Raw genomic sequence first — 24,524 nt, 5'->3', positions numbered from 1 at the left:
TTGTAGGCCTGATAAGCGTAGCGCCATCAGGCAATTACACCCAGTCGCGGACCTGAATAAACTCGCTAAGGGCGGCTTCCGGGCTGTTCGCTTCCGGCTGCCAGTCATATTCCCAGCGTACCAGCGGCGGCATCGACATCAAAATCGATTCAGTGCGCCCGCCGGTCTGTAAACCGAATAAGGTGCCGCGATCCCACACCAGATTAAATTCCACATAGCGTCCGCGACGATAAAGCTGGAAATTGCGCTCGCGCTCGCCCCAGATCATCGCTTTACGGCGTTCGACGATCGGCAGATACGCCTCGGTGTAACCTTGCCCGACCGCCTGCATAAAGGCGAAGCAGTGGTTGAAATCTGGCGTATTTAAGTCATCGAAAAACAGCCCACCAATGCCGCGCTGCTCGTTACGGTGCTTCAGAAAGAAGTAGTCGTCGCACCATTTTTTGTAACGCGGGTACACGTCATCACCAAACGGTTGGCAGAGTTCAAGCGCGGTGCGATGCCAGTGAACGGCATCTTCTTCAAAACCATAGTAGGGCGTTAAATCAAAGCCACCGCCAAACCACCATACTGGATCGGCACCCGGTTTTTCGGCGATAAAAAAACGCACGTTGGCATGGCTGGTAGGGATGTACGGATTCTGCGGATGCACGACCAGCGAGACACCCATCGCCTCAAAGCTGCGCCCGGCAAGCTCTGGCCGATGCGCGGTAGCAGAGGCTGGCATTGCGTCACCGTGTACGTGGGAGAAATTCACCCCCGCTTGTTCAAAGATACCGCCGTTACGTAGCACCCGGCTACGACCACCGCCGCCCGCTTCACGTTGCCAGTTATCTTCAACAAACGTTGCACCATCGACGGCAGATAACTGTTGGCAAATATTATCCTGCAGACTAAGCAGGAACTGTTTAACGCGCTGTGCATCGGGCTTCATGATTAACGTTTCTTCGAATGTGCTTTCTGATTATCAAACCAGTGGAAATAGCTGATGATGCCATTGGCGATAGCGGTGGCGATTTTCTGGCGAAATGCCGTTGTGCCCAGTAACCGTTCTTCTTCCGGGTTGGTGATGAATGACGTTTCGACCAGTACCGAAGGAATTGACGGTGATTTTAGTACCACGAACGCGGCTTGTTCCGTGCTGCGACTGTGCAAGCGGTGTACTGGCTTGATTTTCTTAAGAATGTGCGAACCGAGCGTCAGGCTGTTTTTAATGGTGTCGGTTTGTACCAAATCGAACAGTACCTGCTGCAATAAATGGTCTTTATCGGTGGCCTTTTTACCTGCGACTTCATCGGCACGGTTTTCACGATCGGACAGGTACTTCGCCATGGCGCTACTGGCACCGCGATTGGACAGGGCGAAGACCGATGCCCCCGCCGCGCTCGGATTGGTGAAGCCGTCGGCGTGAATCGACATAAACAGATCGGCACCGTGCTTGTGGGCAATCTCAACGCGATCGTACAGTGGAATGAAGGTATCGCCAGAGCGGGTCAGGCGTGCATCAATTCCTTCATTGCGCAGAATCGAGCGTACATTCTTGGCAATCGCCAGCACCACGTGTTTTTCTTTCGAGCCGTTGCGGCCAATTGCTCCGGTATCAATACCACCGTGTCCTGGGTCAAGAACAACAACACGCTTAGCACCCGCTTTTTTGGCTTTCGGTTTGCTGTGACCATTACTGGTCTTTAGCGTTTCTTCCTTTGCGATGGCTTGCGACATGCCGGACAGCGTCAGGGCTGCCAGCCCAGCTTTCAGCACCTGGCGGCGCGATGTGAGAGTTTTTAGTGGTTTAAAAGTGCTCATACGGCCTGAGTTGTAAAAAAAGGTTCCAGACGTTATATCGTATCGCGTAGTCCGTTGCGACGGATCGGGATAAGAATTGTTTTACTTTTCATTTCAATACGTGACAATTCCGTATTATGCCATTTTTTCCGTCGTTTCGCGTCAGATATTGGCTAAATCAGTGGTTCGCGCCATAATCGCTTTTTAACGTCCTGAAAAGGAAACTAATACCATGGAAATACGCGTATTTCGCCAGGAAGATTTCGAAGAGGTGATCACCCTCTGGGAGCGCTGTGATCTGCTGCGTCCATGGAATGATCCGGAAATGGACATTGAGCGCAAAGTCAATCATGACGTCAGCTTGTTTCTGGTCGCAGAAGTGAACGGTGAAGTTGTCGGCACAGTGATGGGGGGCTATGACGGTCATCGTGGTTCCGCTTATTACCTTGGCGTGCATCCTGAGTTCAGGGGGCGTGGTATTGCTAATGCGCTGCTGAACCGGCTGGAGAAAAAGCTCATTGCCCGTGGTTGTCCAAAGGTTCAAATCATGGTGCGTGACGATAATGACGTTGTGCTGGGTATGTATGAGCGTTTGGGCTATGAACATACCGATGTACTCCATCTGGGTAAACGTTTAATCGAAGATGAAGAGTACTGAGTTCCATCCCGCCGACTATGACGGTCATGGGCGTCTGCGCCTGCCATTTCTGTTCTGGTGCGTGCTGCTGCTCCAGGCGCGTACCTGGGTGTTGTTTGTGATTGCGGGTTCTTCCCGCGATCAAGGCAACACGTTGCTGAATTTGTTTTATCCCGATCATGACGCGTTCTGGCTGGGGTTACTTCCCGGCGTTCCGGCCGTGCTGGCGTTTTTACTCAGCGGGCGGCGTTCCGCGTTTCCCGTTTTGTGGCACAGGCTGCGCGGATTACTGATTCTGGCTCAACTGGCGCTGCTCTGCTGGCAGCCGATGCTGTGGTTGGGAGGCGATCCTGTCAACGGCGTTGGTCTGGCGCTGCTGGTGGCGGATATTGTCGCGCTGGTCTGGCTGTTAACCAATCAACGTTTGCGTGCCTGTTTTTCCCCCGAGAAAGAATAACGGCACTTTTTAGTGAAACCGGACTCAAAGCAGCGTTGATAAATATGGAAGGAAGTGAAATGAAATCACTGCGTTTGACGTTATGCGCGATACCGCTGGTGCTGACCGGGTGTTCAACCCTCTCATCGGTGAACTGGTCCGCCGCTAATCCGTGGAACTGGTTTGGTTCTTCGACCGAGGTCACTGAGCAAGGCGTGGGAAAACTCACGGGCGCGACAACACTGGAAGAAAAGACCATTGCTGATGCGCTGGGTGGCGATTATCGCCTGCGTAGTGGGATGAAAACCAATAACGGCAACGTCGTGCGCTTTTTTGAGGCGATGAAAGGTGACAAGCTGGCAATGGTGATCAATGGAGACCAGGGAACCATCAGCCGCATTGATGTCCTGGACAGCGATATTTCATCAGACGCGGGTGTTGAAATCGGTACACCGTTTAGCGACCTTTACACTAAAGCCTTCGGTAATTGTCAGAAAGCAACCGGTGATGATAGCGAGAACGTTGAATGTAAAGCTGAAGGAAGTCAGCACATTAGCTATATTTTTTCCGGTGACTGGAGCGGCCCTGAAGGCATAATGCCGTCTGACGATACGCTACAAGAGTGGAAAGTCAGCAAAATTATCTGGCGGCGTTAATTTGCGTCTGAACAAATCGACTTACTAAAAAAACAGGTAGAATAACGCCCATCAATGCCACGATGTCGTGGCAGCTTTTTTTCAGGAGGAACAATGTCTCAGGTTCAGAGTGGCATTTTGCCAGAACATTGCCGTGCGGCGATTTGGATTGAAGCCAATGTAAAAGGTGATGTTGAGGCTCTGCGAGCGGCCAGCAAAACATTTGCCGATAAGCTGGCGACCTTTGAAGCGAAATTCCCGGATGCGCATCTGGGCGCGGTAGTCGCTTTTGGCAACACTACCTGGCGCACACTGAGCGGTGGCGTGGGCGCGGAAGAGCTGAAGGACTTCATCCCTTACGGTAAAGGCCTGGCTCCGGCGACCCAGTATGACGTATTGATCCATATTCTCTCGCTGCGCCATGACGTGAACTTCTCCGTTGCGCAGGCGGCCATGGAAGCGTTTGGCGACTGCATCGATGTCAAAGAAGAGATCCACGGTTTCCGCTGGGTGGAAGAGCGTGATCTCAGTGGCTTTGTTGATGGCACTGAAAACCCGGCGGGTGAAGAAACGCGTCGTGAAGTCGCTGTTATTAAAGATGGCGTCGATGCTGGTGGCAGCTATGTATTCGTGCAGCGTTGGGAACATAACCTGAAGCAACTGAACCGCATGAGTATTCACGATCAGGAAATGATGATTGGCCGCACCAAGGAAGCCAACGAAGAGATCGATGGTGACGATCGTCCGGTAACATCCCACCTGAGCCGTGTGGATCTGAAAGAAGATGGCAAGGGTCTGAAAATTGTTCGTCAGAGCCTGCCATACGGTACAGCCAGCGGTACGCATGGTCTCTATTTCTGCGCGTACTGTGCGCGTCTGCACAATATTGAGCAGCAACTGCTGAGCATGTTTGGTGATACCGACGGCAAACGTGACGCGATGCTGCGCTTTACTAAACCGGTCACCGGTGGCTATTACTTTGCACCGTCGCTGGATCGACTGATGGCGCTGTAATCCCGGTGTTGCCTGGTGGCACTAACGCTTACCGGGCCTACCGCGTTCTTATCTGTCATCGAATTGAAAATCCCCGCCCCGACGGGGATTTTTTTTACCTGAAATTAACCTGATTTAGTGAGCTATTCCTCAGCATGAATTTGTTAATGCTGTATCTTCTGCGTGAATGAAGTGAAGGCTTCATATTCAAAAGGAGAATATTGAAATGGGAAAACTCACGGGCAAAACAGCATTGATTACAGGCGCATCTCAGGGTATTGGCGAGGGGATCGCCAGAACGTTTGCCCGCCATGGCGCGAACTTAATCCTGCTGGATATCTCCGATGAGATTGAAAAGCTGGCGGATGAACTGGCTGGGCGCGGGCATCGCTGCACAGCGGTTCACGCAGACGTCAGAGATTTTGCGTCGGTCACGGAAGCGGTAAAACGCGCGAAGAAAATTGAAGGCAAAATCGACATTCTGGTCAACAATGCCGGCGTATGTCGCCTTGGCAACTTCCTTGAAATGAGCGATGAAGATCGCGACTTCCACATTGATGTCAACATTAAAGGCGTCTGGAACGTGACGAAGGCCGTTCTGCCGGAGATGATTGCACGCAAAGACGGGCGCATCGTGATGATGTCATCGGTAACAGGCGATATGGTAGCCGACCCGGGTGAAACGGCGTATGCGTTGTCGAAAGCCGCTATTATCGGCTTAACCAAGTCCCTGGCGGTTGAATACGCGCAATCGGGGATTCGTGTAAATGCAATTTGCCCAGGCTACGTTCGTACGCCAATGGCGGAAAATATTGCACGTCAGTCTAACCCGGACGATCCTGAATCGGTTTTAGTCGACATGGCGAAAGCGATTCCAATGCGCCGTCTGGCCTGCCCGCTTGAAGTGGGTGAACTGGCGGCGTTCCTGGCGTCGGATGAATCCAGCTACTTAACTGGCACGCAAAACGTGATTGATGGCGGCAGCACACTGCCGGAAAGCGTTAGCGTCGGCATCTGATTGATGCCTGTCTCCTCCCTGGTGAACCTGGGGAGGAGGTACCCCTTAGAGCTAGCCCATTAGGCTATTTTATTTGCCAGTTTGGCCCTGGGCAGTGCTCAAAATCCTCACGTACTTCGTGTACGCTCCGGTTTTTCCGCGCTGTCCGTGTCCAAACTGCCTGCAACAATTACACCTACTGGGATAAGCTCTTATTCTCTTTTCAACTTTCAAATCATCAAACGGTATATAAAACCGTTACTCCTTTAGTGCCGGTTATAAATATGATGACCATAAGAAAGTCATTAAATTTATAAGGGTGCGCAATGGCCGTTAACTTACTGAAAAAAAGAACCCTGACGCTGGCGGCGCTGCTGTTGCTGGTGGGGCAGGCGCAGGCAACAGAGCTGTTGAACAGCTCATACGATGTGTCTCGCGAGCTGTTTGCCGCCCTTAATCCCCCGTTTGAACAGCAATGGGCGAAGGATAACGGCGGCGATAAACTGACGATAAAACAATCTCATGCCGGGTCATCAAAACAGGCGCTGGCGATTTTACAGGGACTGAAAGCCGATGTGGTGACCTATAACCAGGTGACCGACGTGCAAATCCTGCACGACAAAGGCAAGTTGATCCCGGCCGACTGGCAAACTCGCCTGCCGAACAACAGTTCACCGTTCTATTCCACAATGGGATTCCTGGTGCGTAAAGGAAACCCTAAAAATATTCACGACTGGAATGACCTTGTTCGTTCTGACGTCAAGCTTATCTTCCCTAACCCGAAAACGTCCGGGAATGCGCGCTACACCTATTTAGCGGCGTGGGGCGCTGCGGATAAAGCAGACGGCGGCGATAAAGCCAAAACCGAACAGTTCATGACCCAGTTCCTGCAAAATGTCGAAGTGTTTGATACCGGCGGCCGTGGCGCGACCACCACTTTTGCCGAGCGCGGGCTCGGTGACGTATTGATCAGCTTCGAGTCGGAAGTGAATAACATTCGCAAGCAGTATGAAGCGCAGGGTTTTGAGGTTGTTATTCCGAAAACCAATATTCTTGCCGAGTTCCCGGTTGCCTGGGTAGATAAGAATGTGCAGGCCAACGGGACAGAGAAAGCGGCTAAAGCGTATCTGAACTGGCTGTACAGCCCGCAGGCACAAACCATCATCACCGACTATTACTACCGTGTGAATAACCCACAGGTCATGGACAAGCTGCAAGATAAATTCCCGCAGACTGAATTGTTCCGCGTAGAAGACAAGTTCGGCTCCTGGCCTGAAGTGATGAAAACACACTTTGTCAGCGGCGGTGAGCTGGACAAACTGTTGGCGGCGGGGCGCAAGTAAATGTTTGCTGTTTCTTCCCGACGCGTGCTGCCCGGCTTTACCTTAAGTCTGGGTACCAGCTTACTGTTTGTGTGCCTGATATTGCTGTTACCGCTTAGTGCGCTGGTAATGCAACTGGCGCAAATGAGCTGGGCGCAATATTGGGATGTGATCACTAACCCGCAGGTCGTGGCGGCCTATAAAGTCACGCTGCTGTCAGCATTTGTGGCGTCGATTTTTAACGGCGTGTTTGGTCTGTTAATGGCGTGGATCTTAACCCGTTACCGTTTTCCGGGCCGCACGTTGCTGGATGCGCTGATGGACCTGCCGTTTGCGCTGCCTACGGCGGTAGCGGGTCTGACGCTGGCGTCACTGTTTTCGGTCAACGGTTTCTACGGCGAATGGCTGGCGAAACTGGATATTAAGGTCACTTACACCTGGCTGGGTATCGCGGTGGCTATGGCATTTACCAGTATCCCGTTTGTGGTACGTACCGTACAGCCGGTGCTGGAAGAGTTAGGACCGGAGTATGAAGAAGCGGCGGAAACGCTGGGTGCTACGCGTTGGCAGAGTTTCCGTAAAGTGGTGCTGCCGGAGCTGTCACCTGCGCTGGTGGCGGGCGTGGCGCTGTCGTTCACCCGTAGTTTAGGCGAATTTGGCGCAGTTATCTTTATCGCCGGGAATATTGCGTGGAAAACGGAAGTCACCTCACTGATGATTTTTGTTCGCTTGCAGGAGTTTGACTACCCAGCCGCTAGTGCGATTGCGTCAGTAATCCTTGGGGCTTCGTTGTTGCTGCTGTTTTCGATTAACACCCTGCAGAGTCGCTTTGGTCGACGCGTGGTAGGTCACTGATGGCAGACATTACCCAATTGAAACACTATGGGGCGCCCCGCATCAACTGGGGTAAATGGTTTCTGATTGGCACGGGCATGCTGGTGTCCGCGTTTATTTTGCTGGTGCCGATGATCTATATCTTCGTGCAGGCATTCAGTAAGGGGTTACTGCCGGTATTACAGAATCTGGCTAACCCGGACATGCTGCATGCCATCTGGCTTACGGTGTTGATTGCACTGATCGCAGTGCCAGTGAACCTGGTGTTTGGTGTCTTGCTGGCCTGGCTGGTGACCCGCTTTAACTTTCCGGGTCGCCAGCTGTTGCTGACGCTACTGGATATTCCGTTTGCTGTCTCGCCGGTGGTCGCCGGTCTGGTCTATCTGCTGTTTTACGGCTCTAACGGCCCACTCGGCGGTTGGCTGGATGAACATAACCTGCAAATCATGTTTGCCTGGCCAGGCATGGTGCTGGTTACGGTCTTTGTAACCTGTCCGTTTGTGGTGCGCGAACTGGTGCCGGTGATGTTAAGCCAGGGCAGTAATGAAGATGAAGCGGCTGTGCTGCTTGGCGCGTCCGGCTGGCAGATGTTCCGACGCGTGACGCTGCCGAATATCCGTTGGGCATTGCTGTACGGTGTGGTGTTGACCAATGCCCGTGCGATTGGTGAGTTTGGTGCGGTGTCGGTGGTGTCTGGTTCGATTCGCGGCGAAACCTTGTCATTGCCATTGCAGATTGAATTACTGGAGCAGGATTACAACACTGTCGGCTCCTTTACCGCAGCGGCGTTGTTAACGCTGATGGCGATTATTACCCTGTTTTTGAAGAGCATGCTGCAATGGCGCCTGGAGAACCAGGAAAAACGCGCGCAGCAGGAGGAAAATCATGAGCATTGAGATTGCCAATATTAAGAAGTCTTTTGGTCGCACCCAGGTGCTGAACGATATCTCGCTGGATATTCCTTCAGGTCAGATGGTCGCGCTGCTGGGACCCTCCGGTTCGGGTAAAACGACGCTGCTGCGAATTATTGCCGGGCTGGAACATCAGTCCAGCGGGCATATTCGCTTTCATGGTACTGACGTCAGTCGTTTACATGCGCGTGATCGTAAAGTTGGCTTCGTCTTTCAGCATTATGCGCTGTTTCGCCATATGACCGTTTTCGACAATATCGCCTTTGGGCTGACGGTCTTACCGCGTCGCGAGCGTCCAAACGCGGCGGCCATTAAGGCGAAAGTCACTCAATTGCTGGAGATGGTGCAGCTTGCCCATCTGGCGGATCGTTTTCCGGCGCAGCTTTCCGGCGGGCAAAAACAGCGTGTGGCGCTGGCACGAGCGTTAGCGGTGGAACCGCAGATCCTGCTACTCGATGAGCCGTTTGGTGCACTTGATGCTCAGGTGCGTAAAGAGTTGCGTCGTTGGTTGCGTCAGTTGCACGAAGAACTGAAATTCACCAGCGTGTTTGTTACCCACGACCAGGAAGAAGCAACGGAAGTGGCCGATCGCGTGGTGGTAATGAGCCAGGGACATATTGAACAAGCCGATGCGCCGGACCAGGTCTGGCGTGAACCGGCAACCCGCTTTGTACTGGAATTTATGGGTGAGGTTAACCGCCTGCAGGGGACGATTCGTGGTGGACAGTTCCATGTTGGCGCACACCGTTGGCCATTGGGCTATACGCCAGCGTATCAAGGGCCGGTCGACCTGTTCCTGCGTCCGTGGGAAGTGGATGTGAGCCGTCGTACCAGCCTGGATTCCCCGTTGCCGGTACAGGTGCTGGAAGCCAGCCCGAAAGGTCACTACACCCAATTAGTTGTGCAACCACTGGGGTGGTATAACGAACCGCTGACAGTGGTCATGCAGGGAGACGATTCCCCAGCTCGTGGCGAACGCCTGTTTGTTGGGCTGCAAAATGCACGACTGTACAACGGTGACCAGCGCATTGAAACGCGTGAAGCGGAACTTGCCCTGGCGCAATCGGCCTGATAGGTTAATTCGCATAGTTATTCCCCGGTGGCGCTGCGCTTACCGGGCCTACGGGCTAAAGCATGACCTGTAGGCCGGGTAAGCGTAGCGCCACCCGGCATTTTATTGAGCTGAAAACGTGAACACATTAGAACAAACGATTGGCAATACGCCTCTGGTTAAACTGCAGCGTCTTGCGCCGGAAAACGGCAGTGAAATTTGGGTCAAACTGGAAGGGAATAATCCCGCGGGCTCGGTGAAAGACAGGGCTGCGCTGTCGATGATTGTCGAAGCGGAGAAACGCGGAGAAATTAAGCCGGGCGATGTACTGATTGAAGCAACCAGCGGGAATACCGGCATCGCGCTGGCGATGATCGCCGCGCTGAAAGGCTATCGCATGAAGCTGCTGATGCCTGACAACATGAGTCAGGAGCGACGTGCGGCGATGCGGGCTTACGGGGCTGAACTGATACTGGTGACCAAAGAGCAGGGCATGGAAGGGGCGCGTGACTTAGCTCTGGAAATGGCCCAACGTGGCGAAGGTAAGTTGCTCGATCAGTTTAACAATCCTGATAACCCGTATGCGCATTACACCACAACCGGCCCGGAAATCTGGCAGCAAACGTCCGGACGCATTACCCATTTCGTCTCCAGCATGGGCACGACTGGCACCATTACTGGCGTATCTCGTTTTCTGCGTGAACAGGCTAAACCGGTGACTATTGTCGGTCTGCAGCCGGAAGAGGGCAGCAGTATTCCGGGGATTCGCCGCTGGCCTGCGGAGTATATGCCGGGCATTTTTAACGCCTCGCTGGTGGATGAGGTGCTGGATATTCATCAGAATGATGCAGAAAACACCATGCGTGAGCTGGCGGTTCGTGAAGGCATTTTCTGCGGTGTCAGTTCTGGCGGCGCGGTGGCGGGGGCGTTACGCGTGGCGCGTGCTACACCCGGCGCTGTGGTGGTGGCGATCATCTGCGATCGCGGCGATCGCTACCTTTCGACCGGCGTTTTTGGTGAAGAGCACTTCAACCAGGGCGCAGGGATTTAATTTGTAGGCCTGATAAGCGTAGCGCCATCAGGCAAACATACGACACGATCGCCGGATAAGACATTGCGTGTTTTATCCGGCCTTCAATGATTAATCGTTACGGTTCTCTACCAGTTTATCCAGGAACTGCCACAGTTTTTCATTCATCTGCTGGTAATCCCATTCGCGCATTTCAGCAACAGAGCGGATAAAGCGTTTTCCTTTGGCCTCTGCTAACTCTTGTTCCGAATGCTGAATCAGCCCCTCGATTGCCTCGGCGGTGAATTCCATATGACACTGGAAACCATAGATAAAATTACCGTATTGCACGATTTGTCTCGGACAGCCTTCACTTGTCGCCAGAATTGTCGCCTGATCGGTTAATCCAGGCATATCGTTGTGCCAGTGACCGACCATCAGCGGCGATCCAAAGTGGGCGATCAGCGGGTGCGCTTTACCTGCTTCAGTCAGTGTGATGGGATAATGACCAATCTCTTTTTCCGGGCTTTGACATACCTTCGCGCCCAGCGCCTCGCCAATCAGCTGTGAACCTAAGCAGATCCCCACCACAATTTTGCGTGCTGAAATCGCCTGATTGATCAGATGCTGTTCGGCCTGAGAATCAAAATACGGGCACTCTGCCAGCGTGGTGCGTGGAGACTGCGGGCCACCAAAGACGACCAGCATATCGAACCCATCAGCATTGGCGGGAACCGATTCTCCGGCGTAAACCCGTGACCAGGTGATGGTATAGCCACGCTGTTCTGCCCACGGCAGATACGCGCCAGCAGATTCAAAAGACTCATGAATAACAAAATGAACTCGCACTTTTTCTCTCCTGTTAGCGCTTTTGCGCCTGATGAATATCAGCCGCCAGCTTATGAATATCGCTGTCGTTCAAGGTCGACAGCGTAATGCGCAGACCGTGCGATGGTGTATTCACACCAAACACCTCACCTTCGCGCACCAGCCAACCGGATTTTGCCAGGGCAAAAGCAAGTGATTGACTGTGGTGCGTCAGAGGCAGCCACAGATTCAGACCATCACCGACGGGTAGATCAATGCCATATCCTCTGAGAGCGGTGGTCAGTTTTTGCTGCTGTGTTGCGTAAAACCGCTGAGTCTGGACCAGCTTACGTTGATACTCCTCGTCACTCAGGCAGGCGCAGGCCAAATCCTGAAGCAGATGGCTGACCCACTGACTGCCGGCGTTGAGTCGTAACCGCAGTTTTGCTGAAGTGACCGGATCGCTGGCAACGATGGCAAGGCGTAAATCCGGGCCTAATGTTTTCGACATTGAACGGACGACTGCCCAGTGTGTGGTTTGCGCGGCAATCACCGGGTGCCAACGGCATGCGGACAGCAGTGCAAAGTGGTCGTCGACAATCACCAGCACCTGCGGATAGCGGGCCAGGATTTTTTGTAACTGGGCGGCGCGTGCGGCGCTCAGGCTACATCCCGTCGGGTTGTGGGCCCGCGGCGTCAGGATCACTGCCCGCGCCCCTCTTTGTAACGCCGCCTCCAGCATGTCGGGTTGCATGCCTTCGTTGTCTACGGTGACCGGGCTCGCTGAGAATCCCGCATAACGCAACATATTGATGCTACTTAAAAAGCAGGGATCTTCTACCGCGACGCTATCGCCCGGCAATAAATGGGCGCACAGTAGTCGTTCAATAGCGTCAATAGCACCGCTGGTGATATCAATTTCTCCCACGCCAGGGAGGGCATCCTGTATCCAGCGTGTGGCCCAGGTTTTAAGCTCAGGCGATACGACGGCATCGCCATACAGACGTGGATTCTTATTTATTTGCGCGAAATAACGACTGAGATCGGGGAGACAAGTCGGCGCAGGGTTTCCGCCGGAAAGGTCGGTAAGCGGGGTATCCGGGTTCCCTCCCTCCAGCGCGATAGGGGAGGAAATTCCTTTTATTACCGTCCCGTTTCTCCCAAGACTGAGTGCCAGCCCGGAGGTGACCAGTCGTTTATAAGCCGCCGCGACAGTATTGCGGTTGACGTTCAATGTCGTCGCTAGCTCGCGCACTGGCGGAAGCGTTTCGCCTGAGGCGAGGGTGCCTGTAGCGACATGTTGACGAATACTGTCAAAAATTTCGTTAGCGGTTTTTCCGTCGATCATTATTGACCTATGACAAAATGAATTTTAGCATATGACGATAATAGTGAGGCGATAGCCCGCTGTCCAGCGAGAGGAGAAGTTTATGCAGCAGGAGAGTGAAATACAGTCAGTGCTCTTCGACGACAAGCATCGGGCGCTACAAACCGATATCGTCGCCGTCCAGTCACAGGTGGTGTATGGCAGCGTAGGTAACAGCATCGCCGTCCCGGCCATCAAAGCGCAGGGATTACGCGTCACCGCGATCCCAACGGTACTGTTCAGCAATACACCGCATTATGAGACTTTTTATGGCGGTGTTATCCCGGCCGACTGGTTTAGCGGCTATCTTCGCGCCTTAAATGAACGCGATGCGTTACGTGAGCTAAAAGCGGTGACCACGGGGTATATGGGCAGTGCGGAACAAATCGCTCTGCTGGCACAGTGGCTGGAGACCGTGCGGGCTACCCACCCGGATCTGTGTATTCTGGTTGATCCGGTGATTGGGGATACGGACAGCGGCATGTACGTAAAGGCCGAAATACCGGAGGCGTATCGCAAACATCTGCTACCGCTGGCACAGGGACTGACGCCAAATGTGTTTGAGCTGCAGATGTTGAGCGGTAAACCGTGTCGCACGCTGGATGAAGCGATATCGGCAGCCAAATCGCTGCTCACCGATACGCTGAAATGGGTGGTAATCACCAGCGCTCCGGGAGAAACCGAGGAGGTCATTCAGGTTGCCGTCGTGACGGCTGAAACGGTTGAGGTGCTAGCCCATCCGCGGGTGAAAACGGACCTGAAGGGGACCGGCGATCTGTTCTGCGCTGAACTGGTGAGTGGTATCGTGCTGGGAAAACCACTTACTGCTGCCACGCACGACGCTGCACAGCGCGTGCTGGAAGTGATGACATGGACGCACTTGTGCGGTTGTGATGAGTTAATTTTGCCACCGGCAGGGGAGGCGCGATGAAGAGTTATCGACTGGTGGTTAGTCAGCATGGACGCATCGTTGGACATTTTGATACCAGCGGAACAGAGGCGCTGGAAGATATCTGTGTGGCGCGCGCCATGTTTGGGATTGCCGGTGGCTATGATTGTGAACTGCTAGTGGCGGATTCGGAACGGCGGATACTGGAAAGCGGGCCGGAAGGTATGAAAATCCTGATGCGCGAGGCGTGTTACCGGCCGGTTACTTCACAAATTTAATGCTGATGGCGGCGCATACGCCTGACCTGGCCTACGTTACGGCGTTTTTCGTAGGCCGGAGGAGCGTAGCACCATCCGGCAGGTTTTGACGTCCGTTAGATAAAAAAAATGGCGCCAGATGGCGCCATTCTTCCCTGCGGCAAGAATTACTTCTTGATGCGGATAACCGGAGTTTCACCCACGGTCACGCTACCGGACAGTTTGATCAGTTCTTTGATTTCGTCCATGTTGGAGATAACAACCGGAGTCAGGGTAGACTTGGCTTTCTCTTCCAGCAGCGGCAGATCGAATTCAATAACCGGGTCGCCCACTTTCACACGCTGGCCTTCTTCAGCGATACGCTTGAAGCCTTCGCCTTTCAGTTCAACGGTATCAATACCGAAGTGAACAAACAGCTCAATGCCGCTATCAGATTCGATAGAGAACGCATGGTTGGTTTCAAAGATTTTGCCGATGGTGCCATCAACAGGGGCAACCATTTTGTTACCGGTTGGCTTGATAGCAATACCATCACCAACGATTTTTTCAGCAAAAACTACATCCGGCACGTCTTCGATGTTGACGATCTCGCCAGAGAGCGGAGCAACAATCTCAATAGTTCCGGTGTCTTTCTTATCATCAGAAACCAGAGATTTCAGTTTATCGAACAAACCCATGATCTTCTCCTAAGCAGTAAATTGGGCCGCATCTCGTGGATTAGCAGATTGTTTTTTCTTCAATGAACTTGTTAACCAGCGTCATTAACTCGTCCGTTGTCGGTTGAGCAAGAGCCTGCTCTGCTAACACCTTCGCATCTTCGAAGTTCGTGTTACGGATAATCTTCTTAATGCGCGGGATAGAAATGGCGCTCATAGAGAATTCGTCCAGACCCATCCCCAGCAACAGAAGTGTAGCACGTTCGTCGCCTGCAAGCTCACCACACATGCCGGTCCATTTGCCTTCAGCATGAGAAGCATCAATAACTTGCTTGATCAGCGTCAGAACAGATGGCGACATCGGTTGGTAAAGGTGTGAAATCATATCATTACCACGGTCAACTGCCAGGGTGTACTGCGTTAAATCATTGGTGCCGATACTAAAGAAATCAACTTCTTTGGCTAAATGACGTGCAATTGTTGCCGCAGCTGGTGTTTCCACCATCACGCCAATCTCAATGCTTTCGTCAAATGCTTTACCTTCGTCGCGCAGTTCCTGTTTGTAGATTTCGATCTCTTTGCGAAGCGCACGCACTTCTTCAACAGAGATAATCATCGGGAACATGATGCGCAGTTTGCCGAAAGCAGAGGCACGCAGGATAGCGCGAACCTGGTCACGCAGGATCTCTTTACGATCCATCGCGATACGCACGGCACGCCAGCCCAGGAACGGGTTCTCTTCTTTCGGGAAATTCATGTACGGCAGTTCTTTATCGCCGCCGATGTCCATGGTACGTACGATAACCGCCTGAGAGCCACACGCTTCAGCAACGGCTTTATACGCAGCAAACTGTTCTTCTTCAGTCGGCAGCGATTCACGGTCCATGAACAGGAATTCGGTACGATACAGACCCACGCCTTCAGCGCCGTTACGCTCAGCGCCTTCAACGTCACGAACGGTACCGATGTTGGCACACACTTCAACCTGGTGACCGTCCAGCGTGATAGCGGGCAGATCTTTCAGCTTAGCGAGTTCCGCTTTCTCGGTAGCAACCTGCTCCTGAACGGCACGCAGTTGTTCGATAATGTCGTTAGTTGGGTTGACGTAAACCTGATTGTTTACGGCATCCAGAATCAGATAGTCGTCGTTTTTCACCTGAGAGGTGACGCTACCGGTACCTACGATGGCAGGCAGTTCCAAAGAACGCGCCATGATTGAGGTATGAGAGGTACGTCCACCTGCGTCAGTGATGAAACCCAGCACCTTCTCGAGGTTCAGCTGTGCGGTTTCTGACGGGGTCAAGTCAGCGGCAACCAGGATAACTTCTTCCTGGATAGCGCTCAGGTCGATAATTGCCAGACCCAGGATGTTACGCAGCAGGCGTTTACCGATGTCACGTACGTCAGCCGCACGTTCTTTCAGGTATTCATCATCCAGCTCTTCCAGGGCTGTGGCCTGACCTTCGATAATCTCATGCGCAGCTGCGTCAGCCGTCATGTGCTTATCTTTAATCAGGGCTATGATTTCCTGCTCCAGCTCCTCATCTTCGAGCAGCATGATATGCCCTTCAAAGATGGCTTCTTTTTCTTCACCGAATGTTTCACCAGCTTTGGTTTTGATCGCTTCCAGTTGCGCAGATGCCTTGGCACGACCGCTCAGAAAACGTTCAACTTCCTGATCAACCTTGTCGGCAGAAATTTTTTTCCGGTCAATGACGATTTCGTCTTCTTTCAGCAGCAGTGCCTTGCCGAAAGCGATACCCGGGGATGCTAAAATGCCTGAAATCATAACCCTACCTTACTTGTGACTGATATTTAAAAGAACTCGTTGAACTTACTCGAGTTCAGCCATCAGTTTAACCAGATGCTCAACTGCTTTCTGCTCGTCTTCGCCTTCTGCGGAAAGGGTAACAACGGTGCCCTGAGTCAGGCCCAGAGTCTGCAGCTTAAACAGGCTTTTTGCGCTAGCGCTTTTGCCGTTGGAAGTCACAGTGATTTCAGACGTAAAGCCTTTTGCTTCTTTAACAAACTGAGCAGCAGGGCGAGTATGCAGACCGTTCGGAGCGGTAATGGTAACTTCTTGCTGGAACATTATATTTCCCCAACTTATAGGTTTAGTGTTGTGGAACTAAAGTCTAGCCTGGCGGTTCAACTTTAGCCTGTATTGTTAGCGTCGACGTAAACAGGACGCGACACAAAAGGAGTTCGGTGCAATCCGTTGCTGGCAACTTCTTGCCGCTGACGTTTCGTTCGTCATTAAACATTATGCCGCGAAAGGAAGAGTTGAACCAAATCATAAAATCGATTCAGCTAGCGCTTTTCCTGTAACGATTAATTTCGCGCATCAAAATAATTAGTTTGGTTAAATACCAGTTCCGGCGGGCTGAATCAATGCCAGGTGGGTTGAAACTTTGAAGCAGGCCACAAAAAAGCACCCAAAAGGGTGCTTTTTTACGCGTATTTAACATGCTGGCATTACTGTTGCAGTTCTTTCTCAGTGAAGAGATCGGCAAACAGTGCTGTGCTCAGATAACGCTCACCCGATGACGGTAGAATAACCACTATATTCTTATTGGTAAAGGTTTCATCTTCCTGGAGCTTAAGCGCAGCAGCAACCGCAGCACCTGAAGAGATACCCGCCAGAATGCCTTCTTCTTCCATCAGGCGGCGCGCCGTGGAAATAGCTTCATCATTGGTGATGGCAACCACTTTATCGATAAGCTTCAGGTCAAGGTTACCCGGAATGAAGCCTGCGCCAATGCCCTGAATTTTGTGCGGACCCGGTTTCAGCTCTTCACCCGCCAGTGCCTGGGCGATAACCGGCGAGTCTGTCGGCTCAACGGCAACGGTGATGAGGTCCGTTTTGCCCTTGGTCCCTTTAATGTAGCGGGTCACCCCGGTCAGCGTACCGCCGGTACCTACGCCAGAGATAAACACATCAACCTGACCGTCGGTATCTTCCCAGATTTCCGGTCCGGTGGTTTTCTCGTGGATTTCCGGGTTAGCCGGATTGCTGAATTGCTGAAGCAGCAGGAATTTTTCTGGGTCGCTGGCAACAATCTCTTCTGCCTTTTGAATCGCGCCCTTCATGCCTTTCGCGCCTTCGGTAAGCACCAGGTTTGCACCCAATGCCTTCAGCAACTTGCGACGCTCAATGCTCATGGTTTCTGGCATCGTCAGGGTGAGTTTGTAACCACGGGCGGCAGCAACGTAGGCCAGCGCGATCCCGGTGTTACCGCTGGTCGGTTCGACCAACTCAACGCCCGGCTTCAGTACACCACGTTTTTCGGCATCCCAAATCATATTGGCACCGATACGGCATTTGACGCTGAAGCTCGGGTTACGTGACTCCACCTTCGCCAGAATGCGTCCGTTACCGATACGGTTCAGTCGAACCAGCGGCGTATGACCGATAGTCAGCGAGTTGTCTTCAAAAATCTTACTCATGGCCTGTCCTTAACTGTATGAAATTGGGATACCGCTTCAGCATACCTGTTGAGAAAGTATGGGGAAGTAAGGATTTAGCATATCTATATTCAGAAAGGAAATATTCGACGTCAGTATGGAATAAGGGACGGCATAAGCCATCCCTGTTTTACACATTTTTGCATTACTTCCATAACGCGTGTTTAGCACGGTAGCAGTCTACCCACATCGCCGTGGCACCACAAACCGCAACCGGCATGATGAACAGATTGAGCACCGGGATCATCGTAAACAGACTGGTTAGCGCACCAAACTGCATGTTGGTGGCTTTGCGTGTGCGCAGGGCGATACGCATCTCTTTAAAGGGCACTTTGTGGTTGTCGAATGGATAATCACAATATTGAATGGCCAGCATCCACGCACTGAACAGGAACCACAGCACCGGGGCGACGGTCTGCCCCACGCCGGGGATAAAATAGAGGAGCAGTAACACAAAGGCGCGCGGGAGATACCACGCCAGCTTTTGCCATTCACGCTTCATAATACGCGGCACATCTTTCATGATGCCAAGAACGCCAGTGTCAGGCGGTGTCGCGCCCGTCAGGCGGGCTTCGAGTTGTTCTGCCAACAAGCCGTTAAACGGTGCGGCAATCCAGTTGGCGATGGTGGAGAACAGGTAGCCAAACACCAGTAGCACGGAGACAGTCACAATCGGCCATAGCAAATAGCTAAGCCACTGTAGCCAGTTCGGGACGTGGCTCATCAGCGCGGGGATCCAACTGTCCAGTTGCGTAAACAGCCACCAGAATGCGCCACCCATCAGTAGAATATTCACCAGTAAAGGCAGGATAACAAAGCGACGAATTCCCGGTTGAGTGATGAGTTTCCATCCCTGAGAAAAGTAATAAAAACCGCTGCGAGGTACAACTGCAGATGATGAAACCATGGTCAGGACATACTCCTTGTTATAAAAGCTCTGGTAAACTTTGCGTATCTTACCGGGTTGTTGAGCGTTAGGCTGTTCAGAAATGTTCGAAAAAACAGCAAAAAGCACGTTTTTATTCATCTTTATGCCGTGAAAGCCAAGAGTGCACTTGCACTTGGCGTAATCGGCAAATACTCTTAGTGAGTAAATGTTTGCCGTGGTGGCAAGGTGTTAGAACAACAGAGAATATAATGATGCAGGATTTGCGTCTGATATTAATCATTGTTGGCGCGATCGCCATAATCGCTTTACTGGTACATGGTTTCTGGACTAGCCGTAAAGAACGGTCTTCTATATTCCGCGATCGCCCACTGAAACGCATGAAGTCTAAACGTGATGACGAGGATTCCTACGACGACAACGTCGAGGAAGACGAAGGCGTGGGCGAAGTCCGCGTGCATCGTGTGAATCATGCTCCCGGCAGCGCTCAGGAACATGGTGTTCCTCCTCAGTCGCCGCAACACCAGTACCAGCCGCCTTATGCGTCTGCTCAGCCGCGTCAACACGCGCAGCAGCCCACTCAGGCGCCACAGGTACCGCAGCCGCATGCCCAGCATCCGCAGCAGCCAGTACAACAGCCACAACCGGTGCAACATCAGCCGGTACAGCAGCAACCGATGCAACCTCAGCCAGCGGCTCCACAGGTACAGCAACCCGTGCAGCAAGCGCCACAACCTGCACCGCAGGCCTTCCAGCCAGTAGAGCCTGTTGTTGAACCGCAACCACAGCCTGAACCGGTTGTTGAAGAAGCGCCTGTTGCTGAAAAACCGCAGCGTAAAGAAGCGGTCATCATTATGAACGTCGCGGCGCATCATGGCAGCGAGCTCAACGGTGAGGTGTTGCTCAACAGCATTCAGCAGGCTGGTTTTAAATTTGGCGATATGAATATTTTCCATCGTCATCTCAGCCCGGATGGGAGTGGCCCGTCGCTGTTCAGTCTTGCCAATATGGTGAACCCAGGGACGTTTGACCCTGAGATGACCGGCGATTTCAGCACGCCGGGCGTTACTATCTTTATGCAGGTTCCGTCCTATGGCGACGAACTGCAAAACTTCAAGCTGATGCTGCAGTCCGCACAACACATTGCCGATGAAGTGGGTGGTGTGGTGCTCGACGATCAACGTCGTATGATGACGCCGCAGAAACTGCGCGAGTATCAGGACCGCATCCGCGAAGTTAAAGAATCTCACGCCTGATTTTCCTCTGGCGTGACCTCTCCTTTCTGAACCCCCGCCTGTCGGGGGTTTTTTATCATTGATGGTGCGATATGGAATCAATCGAACAACAACTGACAGAACTGCGAACCACGCTTCGCCATCATGAGTATCTTTACCATGTGATGGATGCGCCGGAAATTCCTGATGCGGAATATGATCGCCTGATGCGCGAACTGCGTGAACTGGAAGCGCAGCATCCTGAACTCGTCACGCCTGATTCACCCACCCAGCGCGTAGGTGCCGCACCACTGGCGGCATTCAGCCAGATCCGTCATGAAGTGCCGATGCTGTCGCTGGATAACGTGTTTGATGAGGAGAGTTTTCTCGCTTTCAATAAGCGCGTTCAGGACAGACTGAAGAGCACGGATAAGCTGACATGGTGCTGTGAGCTGAAGCTGGATGGTCTGGCGGTCAGTATCCTGTATGAGAACGGTGTACTGGTCAGCGCGGCAACTCGTGGTGATGGTTCGACTGGCGAGGACATTACCTCGAACGTGCGCACCATCCGCGCGATCCCGTTAAAACTGCGTGGCGATAATATTCCGGCACGTCTGGAAGTGCGCGGCGAAGTTTTTTTGCCGCAGGCCGGGTTTGAAAAAATTAACGAAGAAGCCCGCCGCACGGGCAACAAAGTGTTTGCTAACCCGCGCAATGCGGCGGCAGGATCATTACGCCAGCTCGATCCGCGTATCACCGCGAAGCGACCGCTTACTTTCTTCTGCTATGGCGTCGGCGTGCTGGAAGGCGGCGAACTGCCCGATACGCATTTGGGGCGCTTGCTGCAGTTTAAAGCGTGGGGCCTACCGGTCAGCAACAGGGTAACGTTGTGCGACTCTCCGCAGGAAGTACTCGCTTACTATCATCAGGTTGAAGAAGACCGCCCAACGTTGGGATTCGATATCGACGGCGTGGTTATCAAAGTCAACTCCATGGCGCTGCAGGAGCAACTGGGCTTTGTTGCCCGTGCACCGCGCTGGGCGGTAGCCTTTAAGTTTCCGGCGCAGGAACAGATGACTTTTGTTCGCGATGTTGAGTTTCAGGTCGGGCGTACCGGCGCGATTACGCCCGTCGCCCGCCTCGAGCCGGTGCAAGTGGCTGGCGTGTTGGTCAGTAATGCGACGTTGCATAATGCTGATGAAATCGAGCGTTTGGGGTTACGCATTGGCGACAAAGTCGTTATTCGTCGTGCGGGCGATGTCATCCCGCAGGTGGTTAACGTGGTGTTGTCCGAGCGTCCTGAAGATACGCGCGAAATCGAGTTCCCCACTCATTGTCCGGTGTGTAACTCTGACGTTGAACGCGTGGAAGGCGAAGCGGTGACTCGCTGCACGGGCGGTTTAATCTGTGGTGCGCAGCGTAAAGAGTCGCTCAAACACTTCGTTTCCCGTCGTGCGCTGGATGTTGACGGTATGGGCGACAAAATTATCGATCAACTGGTCGAGAAAGAGTACGTGCACACACCAGCGGATTTGTTCACGCTGACCGCAGGTAAGCTGACCGGTCTTGATCGCATGGGACCGAAATCGGCGCAAAACGTGGTGAACGCGCTGGAAAAAGCGAAAGAAACCACCTTTGCCCGTTTCCTGTATGCGCTGGGCATTCGCGAAGTCGGTGAAGCCACGGCGGCTGGCCTGGCGGCGCATTTCGGTACGCTGGATGCGCTGGAGGCGGCCTCTATTGAAGAGCTGCAAAAAGTACCGGATGTCGGCATTGTGGTGGCCACTCACGTGTTTAACTTCTTTGCCGAAGAGAGCAACCGCGAGGTGATCGTGCAGTTGCTGGCGCAGGGTATTCACTGGCCAGCACCCGTCGTCATCAATGCAGAAGAGATCGACAGTCCTTTCGCGGGGAAAACGGTCGTGCTGACCGGTAGTCTGAGCCAGATGTCGCGTGATGATGCCAAAGCGCGGCTGACCGCACTGGGTGCGAAAGTGGCAGGTAGCGTGTCGAAGAAAACCGATCTGGTTATTGCCGGCGAAGCGGCAGGCTCGAAGTTGGCAAAAGCGCAGGAGTTGGGCATTATCGTTATCGATGAAGCTGAAATGATCCGCTTACTGGGCGCCTGAGATGGAAAAAGAGCAACTGATTGATATTGCCAACACCGTGATGCCTTTTGGAAAATATAAGGGGCGTCGACTGATTGACGTCCCGGAAGAGTATCTGCTGTGGTTTGCCCGCAAAGATGAATTTCCGCCAGGCAAACTGGGTGAGCTAATGCAAATCACGCTGCTGATTAAAACCGAGGGGCTGACACAGCTGGTACAGCCCCTGAAACGCCCGCTTTAAGCTTTCGCGGCGCGGCTATTCTGCTGCGTCGCCTGTAATGCGTCCGTCTGGCGCTTGTAACGACGCGCCAATACGGCGCATACCATCAGTTGGATTTGATGGAAGATCATCAACGGCAGCACCATCATACCAATCACCGAAGTCGGGAACAGAATATTGGCCATGGGGATCCCGTTTGCCAGACTCTTTTTCGACCCACAGAAGACAATGGTAATTTCATCGGCTTTGTTGAAGCCGCATTTGCGCGCGACAAAGACGTTGATACCAATCACGATGGCCAGTAATACAAGGCTGACAATCACAATAAACAGCAGTGAACCGACCCCAACTTTGTGCCAGATTCCGTTCACGACCGCTTCACTGAAAGCGGAGTAAACCACCAGCAGAATGGATGACTGGTCTGTTTTGGCGATCCATTTTTTATGGCGTGACACCCAGTTACCAATCCACGGACGTGAAAGATGTCCCAGTACGAACGGCAGCAGCAGTTGCAGCATGATTTTCCCTACCTGCTCCAGGCTGCCTTCTGCACCATGCATATTCATCACCAGTCCGACCAACAGAGGCGAGAGGAAAATACCCAACAGGCTGGAGGCAGAGGCGGAGCACACGGCGGCGGCAACGTTACCGCCCGCCAGTGACGTAAAGGCAATTGCCGACTGCACTGTGGCCGGCAAAATGCACAGGTACAGGAAACCCGTGTAGAGCATCGGATCAACGTTGACCGGTGCCCACCAGGCAAACAGAACACCCAGCACGGGGAAGACCACAAAGGTGCTGCACATGACCCACAGATGCAAACGCCAGTGGCTACCGCCGGCAATAATGGCTTCACGCGAGAGCTTTGCGCCGTGCATAAAAAAGAGCAGGGCAATAGCGGCGGTGGTTAGACCTTCAAAAAAAGGAACAAAGCCGCCTTCGGCAGGGAAAAATGAGGCCAATAAAACGACGGTAATCAGCGTTATCGTGAACGGATCAAGGATACGAAAAAGTTTCATAAAAGCTCCTGAAATTCGGTACTCACATTTTGCGTTTTTCCATTTGAGAAATAAAATTGATTTATTGCATCTATATATGAATCGAATCGATGAATTATTCTTTGCGCCAATTACGTATCTTTGTCACCGTCGCTCAGGCCAAAAGTTTTAGCCGGGCGGGGGATATCATTGGCTTAAGCCAGTCGGCGGTCAGTCATAGTGTAAAAGAGCTGGAAGGGCAGACGGGTGTCAGGCTACTGGATCGTACAACGCGCGAGGTGGTGCTGACGGAAGCCGGGCAGCAACTCGCAACACGGCTGGAACGCATCCTGGATGAACTGCACAGTACGCTGCGCGAAGCCGGTCAGGTTGGTACGCAGTTAACCGGTACGGTGCGTGTGGCTGCCAGCCAGACGATTTCCGCGCATCTCATTCCGCAGTGTATTGCGCAGAGCAATCAGCTGTATCCGGCTATCGATTTTGTCCTGCACGACAGGCCACAACAGTGGGTACTGGAGAGTATTCGTCAGGGGGAAGTGGATTTTGGCATTGTGATTGACCCGGGAGCCGTGACCGATCTGCAGTGTGAAGCGGTGCTATCGGAGCCGTTTCTGTTGTTGTGTCGTCAGGATCACCCGCTAGCTCACCGGGAATGGATTAACTGGCAGGATCTGCAGCATGAGCGCCTGGTTTTGCAGGATTATGCCTCTGGTAGCCGACCGCTAATTGATGCGGCATTGTCTCATTTTTCTATTGATGCCAACATTGTTCAGGAGATTGGACACCCGGCAACGCTGTTCCCGATGGTCGAAGCAGGGATTGGAATCAGCGTGCTGCCCGCGCTGGCACTCCCCTTACCGCAGGGCAGCCATTTACAGGTTAAACGTTTAACGCCAGTTGTTGAGCGGCAACTGATGTTGGCGCGGCGCAAAAATCGTTCTCTCTCAACTGCCGCTCAGGCATTGTGGGACGTGGTGCGTACACAGGCCAGTGAATTAACTGCTGGACGGGCACGCGATCCGTTGTATCAGATTTAAATGCACCTGCC

At 52.9% G+C, this 24,524-nt stretch carries 26 protein-coding genes; 16 read left to right on the top strand and 10 right to left on the bottom strand.

Annotation, left to right across the window (positions count from 1 at the left end; all coding sequences use genetic code 11):
• Positions 1-34: 34 nt before the first annotated feature.
• Both hemF and amiA read right to left on the bottom strand, forming a co-directional pair.
• Complete coding sequence (hemF, locus tag NNO08_RS04130) at positions 35-934, bottom strand: oxygen-dependent coproporphyrinogen oxidase (protein WP_271456235.1); 900 nt, start codon at positions 932-934, stop codon at positions 35-37.
• Between the two features lie 2 nt (positions 935-936).
• Positions 937-1,806, bottom strand: coding sequence for an N-acetylmuramoyl-L-alanine amidase AmiA (amiA, locus tag NNO08_RS04125; RefSeq protein WP_137384734.1), 870 nt, complete (start codon positions 1,804-1,806; stop codon positions 937-939).
• Between the two features lie 211 nt (positions 1,807-2,017).
• Here amiA and NNO08_RS04120 point away from each other — a divergent pair, with 211 nt between their 5' ends.
• From NNO08_RS04120 to cysM, 10 genes are all read left to right on the top strand, one after another.
• Entirely contained in the window at positions 2,018-2,443 is a 426-nt protein-coding gene (locus tag NNO08_RS04120) for a GNAT family acetyltransferase (RefSeq protein ID WP_271440180.1), read from the top strand.
• Positions 2,430-2,879, top strand: a complete 450-nt coding sequence (locus NNO08_RS04115; protein WP_271440181.1) for a DUF2919 domain-containing protein — start codon at positions 2,430-2,432, stop codon at positions 2,877-2,879. The genes NNO08_RS04120 and NNO08_RS04115 overlap by 14 nt, the downstream gene beginning before the upstream one ends.
• 59 nt (positions 2,880-2,938) lie before the next feature.
• Positions 2,939-3,514 carry an RpoE-regulated lipoprotein gene (locus tag NNO08_RS04110; RefSeq protein WP_271456234.1) on the top strand — a complete coding sequence of 192 codons (576 nt, stop codon included), beginning with the start codon at positions 2,939-2,941 and terminating at the stop codon, positions 3,512-3,514.
• 93 nt (positions 3,515-3,607) lie between these two features.
• Positions 3,608-4,507 (top strand): porphyrinogen peroxidase, encoded by a 900-nt coding sequence (gene yfeX, locus NNO08_RS04105; protein ID WP_271456233.1) that lies wholly within the window; start codon positions 3,608-3,610, stop codon positions 4,505-4,507.
• Between the two features lie 205 nt (positions 4,508-4,712).
• Positions 4,713-5,504 (top strand): SDR family oxidoreductase UcpA, encoded by a 792-nt coding sequence (ucpA, locus tag NNO08_RS04100; RefSeq protein WP_137384730.1) that lies wholly within the window; start codon positions 4,713-4,715, stop codon positions 5,502-5,504.
• 305 nt (positions 5,505-5,809) lie between these two features.
• Entirely contained in the window at positions 5,810-6,826 is a 1,017-nt protein-coding gene (gene cysP, locus NNO08_RS04095) for a thiosulfate/sulfate ABC transporter substrate-binding protein CysP (protein ID WP_271440185.1), read from the top strand.
• Positions 6,827-7,660 carry a sulfate/thiosulfate ABC transporter permease CysT gene (cysT, locus tag NNO08_RS04090; RefSeq protein WP_003038061.1) on the top strand — a complete coding sequence of 278 codons (834 nt, stop codon included), beginning with the start codon at positions 6,827-6,829 and terminating at the stop codon, positions 7,658-7,660.
• The gene (gene cysW, locus NNO08_RS04085) at positions 7,660-8,535 is read left to right on the top strand and encodes a sulfate/thiosulfate ABC transporter permease CysW (RefSeq protein ID WP_271440186.1); all 876 of its coding nucleotides are present in this window, start codon (positions 7,660-7,662) and stop codon (positions 8,533-8,535) included. The genes cysT and cysW overlap by 1 nt, the downstream gene beginning before the upstream one ends.
• Positions 8,525-9,622: a sulfate/thiosulfate ABC transporter ATP-binding protein CysA gene (gene cysA, locus NNO08_RS04080; protein WP_271440187.1), complete on the top strand. Its 1,098-nt coding sequence runs from the start codon at positions 8,525-8,527 to the stop codon at positions 9,620-9,622. The genes cysW and cysA overlap by 11 nt, the downstream gene beginning before the upstream one ends.
• A gap of 118 nt (positions 9,623-9,740) precedes the next feature.
• Entirely contained in the window at positions 9,741-10,652 is a 912-nt protein-coding gene (gene cysM, locus NNO08_RS04075; RefSeq protein WP_271440188.1) for a cysteine synthase CysM, read from the top strand.
• 90 nt (positions 10,653-10,742) lie between these two features.
• Here cysM and NNO08_RS04070 read toward each other — a convergent pair whose 3' ends face one another.
• Complete coding sequence (locus NNO08_RS04070; protein ID WP_271440189.1) at positions 10,743-11,459, bottom strand: type 1 glutamine amidotransferase; 717 nt, start codon at positions 11,457-11,459, stop codon at positions 10,743-10,745.
• A 13-nt stretch (positions 11,460-11,472) separates the two neighbouring features.
• Positions 11,473-12,765 carry a MocR-like B6 salvage transcription factor PtsJ gene (ptsJ, locus tag NNO08_RS04065; RefSeq protein WP_271456232.1) on the bottom strand — a complete coding sequence of 431 codons (1,293 nt, stop codon included), beginning with the start codon at positions 12,763-12,765 and terminating at the stop codon, positions 11,473-11,475.
• An 82-nt stretch (positions 12,766-12,847) separates the two neighbouring features.
• On the opposite strand from ptsJ, the gene pdxK reads away from it, so the two are divergent.
• Both pdxK and NNO08_RS04055 read left to right on the top strand, forming a co-directional pair.
• Positions 12,848-13,714: a pyridoxine/pyridoxal/pyridoxamine kinase gene (gene pdxK / locus NNO08_RS04060; protein ID WP_271440191.1), complete on the top strand. Its 867-nt coding sequence runs from the start codon at positions 12,848-12,850 to the stop codon at positions 13,712-13,714.
• Complete coding sequence (locus tag NNO08_RS04055) at positions 13,711-13,950, top strand: cytoplasmic protein (protein WP_271456231.1); 240 nt, start codon at positions 13,711-13,713, stop codon at positions 13,948-13,950. The genes pdxK and NNO08_RS04055 overlap by 4 nt, the downstream gene beginning before the upstream one ends.
• 146 nt (positions 13,951-14,096) lie before the next feature.
• On the opposite strand, the gene crr is transcribed toward NNO08_RS04055, so the two are convergent.
• From crr to cysZ, 5 genes are all read right to left on the bottom strand, one after another.
• Positions 14,097-14,606 carry a PTS glucose transporter subunit IIA gene (gene crr / locus NNO08_RS04050; protein ID WP_000522253.1) on the bottom strand — a complete coding sequence of 170 codons (510 nt, stop codon included), beginning with the start codon at positions 14,604-14,606 and terminating at the stop codon, positions 14,097-14,099.
• Between the two features lie 40 nt (positions 14,607-14,646).
• A complete protein-coding gene (gene ptsI / locus NNO08_RS04045; protein WP_271454159.1) occupies positions 14,647-16,374 on the bottom strand; it encodes a phosphoenolpyruvate-protein phosphotransferase PtsI in 1,728 nt (575 codons plus the stop codon).
• A 45-nt stretch (positions 16,375-16,419) separates the two neighbouring features.
• Positions 16,420-16,677 (bottom strand): phosphocarrier protein Hpr, encoded by a 258-nt coding sequence (ptsH, locus tag NNO08_RS04040; RefSeq protein WP_002913505.1) that lies wholly within the window; start codon positions 16,675-16,677, stop codon positions 16,420-16,422.
• Between the two features lie 383 nt (positions 16,678-17,060).
• Positions 17,061-18,032 carry a cysteine synthase A gene (gene cysK / locus NNO08_RS04035; RefSeq protein ID WP_003038091.1) on the bottom strand — a complete coding sequence of 324 codons (972 nt, stop codon included), beginning with the start codon at positions 18,030-18,032 and terminating at the stop codon, positions 17,061-17,063.
• Positions 18,033-18,195: 163 nt separating this feature from the next.
• On the bottom strand, positions 18,196-18,957 hold the full coding sequence (gene cysZ / locus NNO08_RS04030) for a sulfate transporter CysZ (protein WP_271456230.1): 762 nt from the start codon (positions 18,955-18,957) through the stop codon (positions 18,196-18,198).
• Positions 18,958-19,187: 230 nt separating this feature from the next.
• On the opposite strand from cysZ, the gene zipA reads away from it, so the two are divergent.
• The 3 genes from zipA to NNO08_RS04015 all read left to right on the top strand — a co-directional run bounded on the left by zipA (position 19,188) and on the right by NNO08_RS04015 (position 22,499).
• On the top strand, positions 19,188-20,192 hold the full coding sequence (gene zipA / locus NNO08_RS04025) for a cell division protein ZipA (RefSeq protein WP_271456229.1): 1,005 nt from the start codon (positions 19,188-19,190) through the stop codon (positions 20,190-20,192).
• Between the two features lie 71 nt (positions 20,193-20,263).
• Positions 20,264-22,279, top strand: a complete 2,016-nt coding sequence (gene ligA, locus NNO08_RS04020; protein ID WP_271456228.1) for an NAD-dependent DNA ligase LigA — start codon at positions 20,264-20,266, stop codon at positions 22,277-22,279.
• A gap of 1 nt (position 22,280) precedes the next feature.
• Complete coding sequence (locus tag NNO08_RS04015; protein ID WP_045445890.1) at positions 22,281-22,499, top strand: DUF3820 family protein; 219 nt, start codon at positions 22,281-22,283, stop codon at positions 22,497-22,499.
• On the opposite strand, the gene NNO08_RS04010 is transcribed toward NNO08_RS04015, so the two are convergent.
• Entirely contained in the window at positions 22,496-23,497 is a 1,002-nt protein-coding gene (locus NNO08_RS04010) for a bile acid:sodium symporter family protein (RefSeq protein WP_271440197.1), read from the bottom strand. The genes NNO08_RS04015 and NNO08_RS04010 overlap by 4 nt on opposite strands.
• Before the next feature lie 89 nt (positions 23,498-23,586).
• Between NNO08_RS04010 and NNO08_RS04005 the strand changes: the two genes are divergently transcribed.
• Positions 23,587-24,513, top strand: coding sequence for a LysR family transcriptional regulator (locus NNO08_RS04005; protein WP_271456227.1), 927 nt, complete (start codon positions 23,587-23,589; stop codon positions 24,511-24,513).
• The last annotated feature ends 11 nt before the right edge of the window (positions 24,514-24,524 follow it).

It is taken from the genome of Citrobacter sp. Igbk 17 (genome assembly GCF_028069775.1).
Lineage (GTDB): Bacteria > Pseudomonadota > Gammaproteobacteria > Enterobacterales > Enterobacteriaceae > Citrobacter.
Note: the sequence above shows the minus strand (reverse complement) of the source record. Positions and strands in the feature narration are given on the sequence as shown.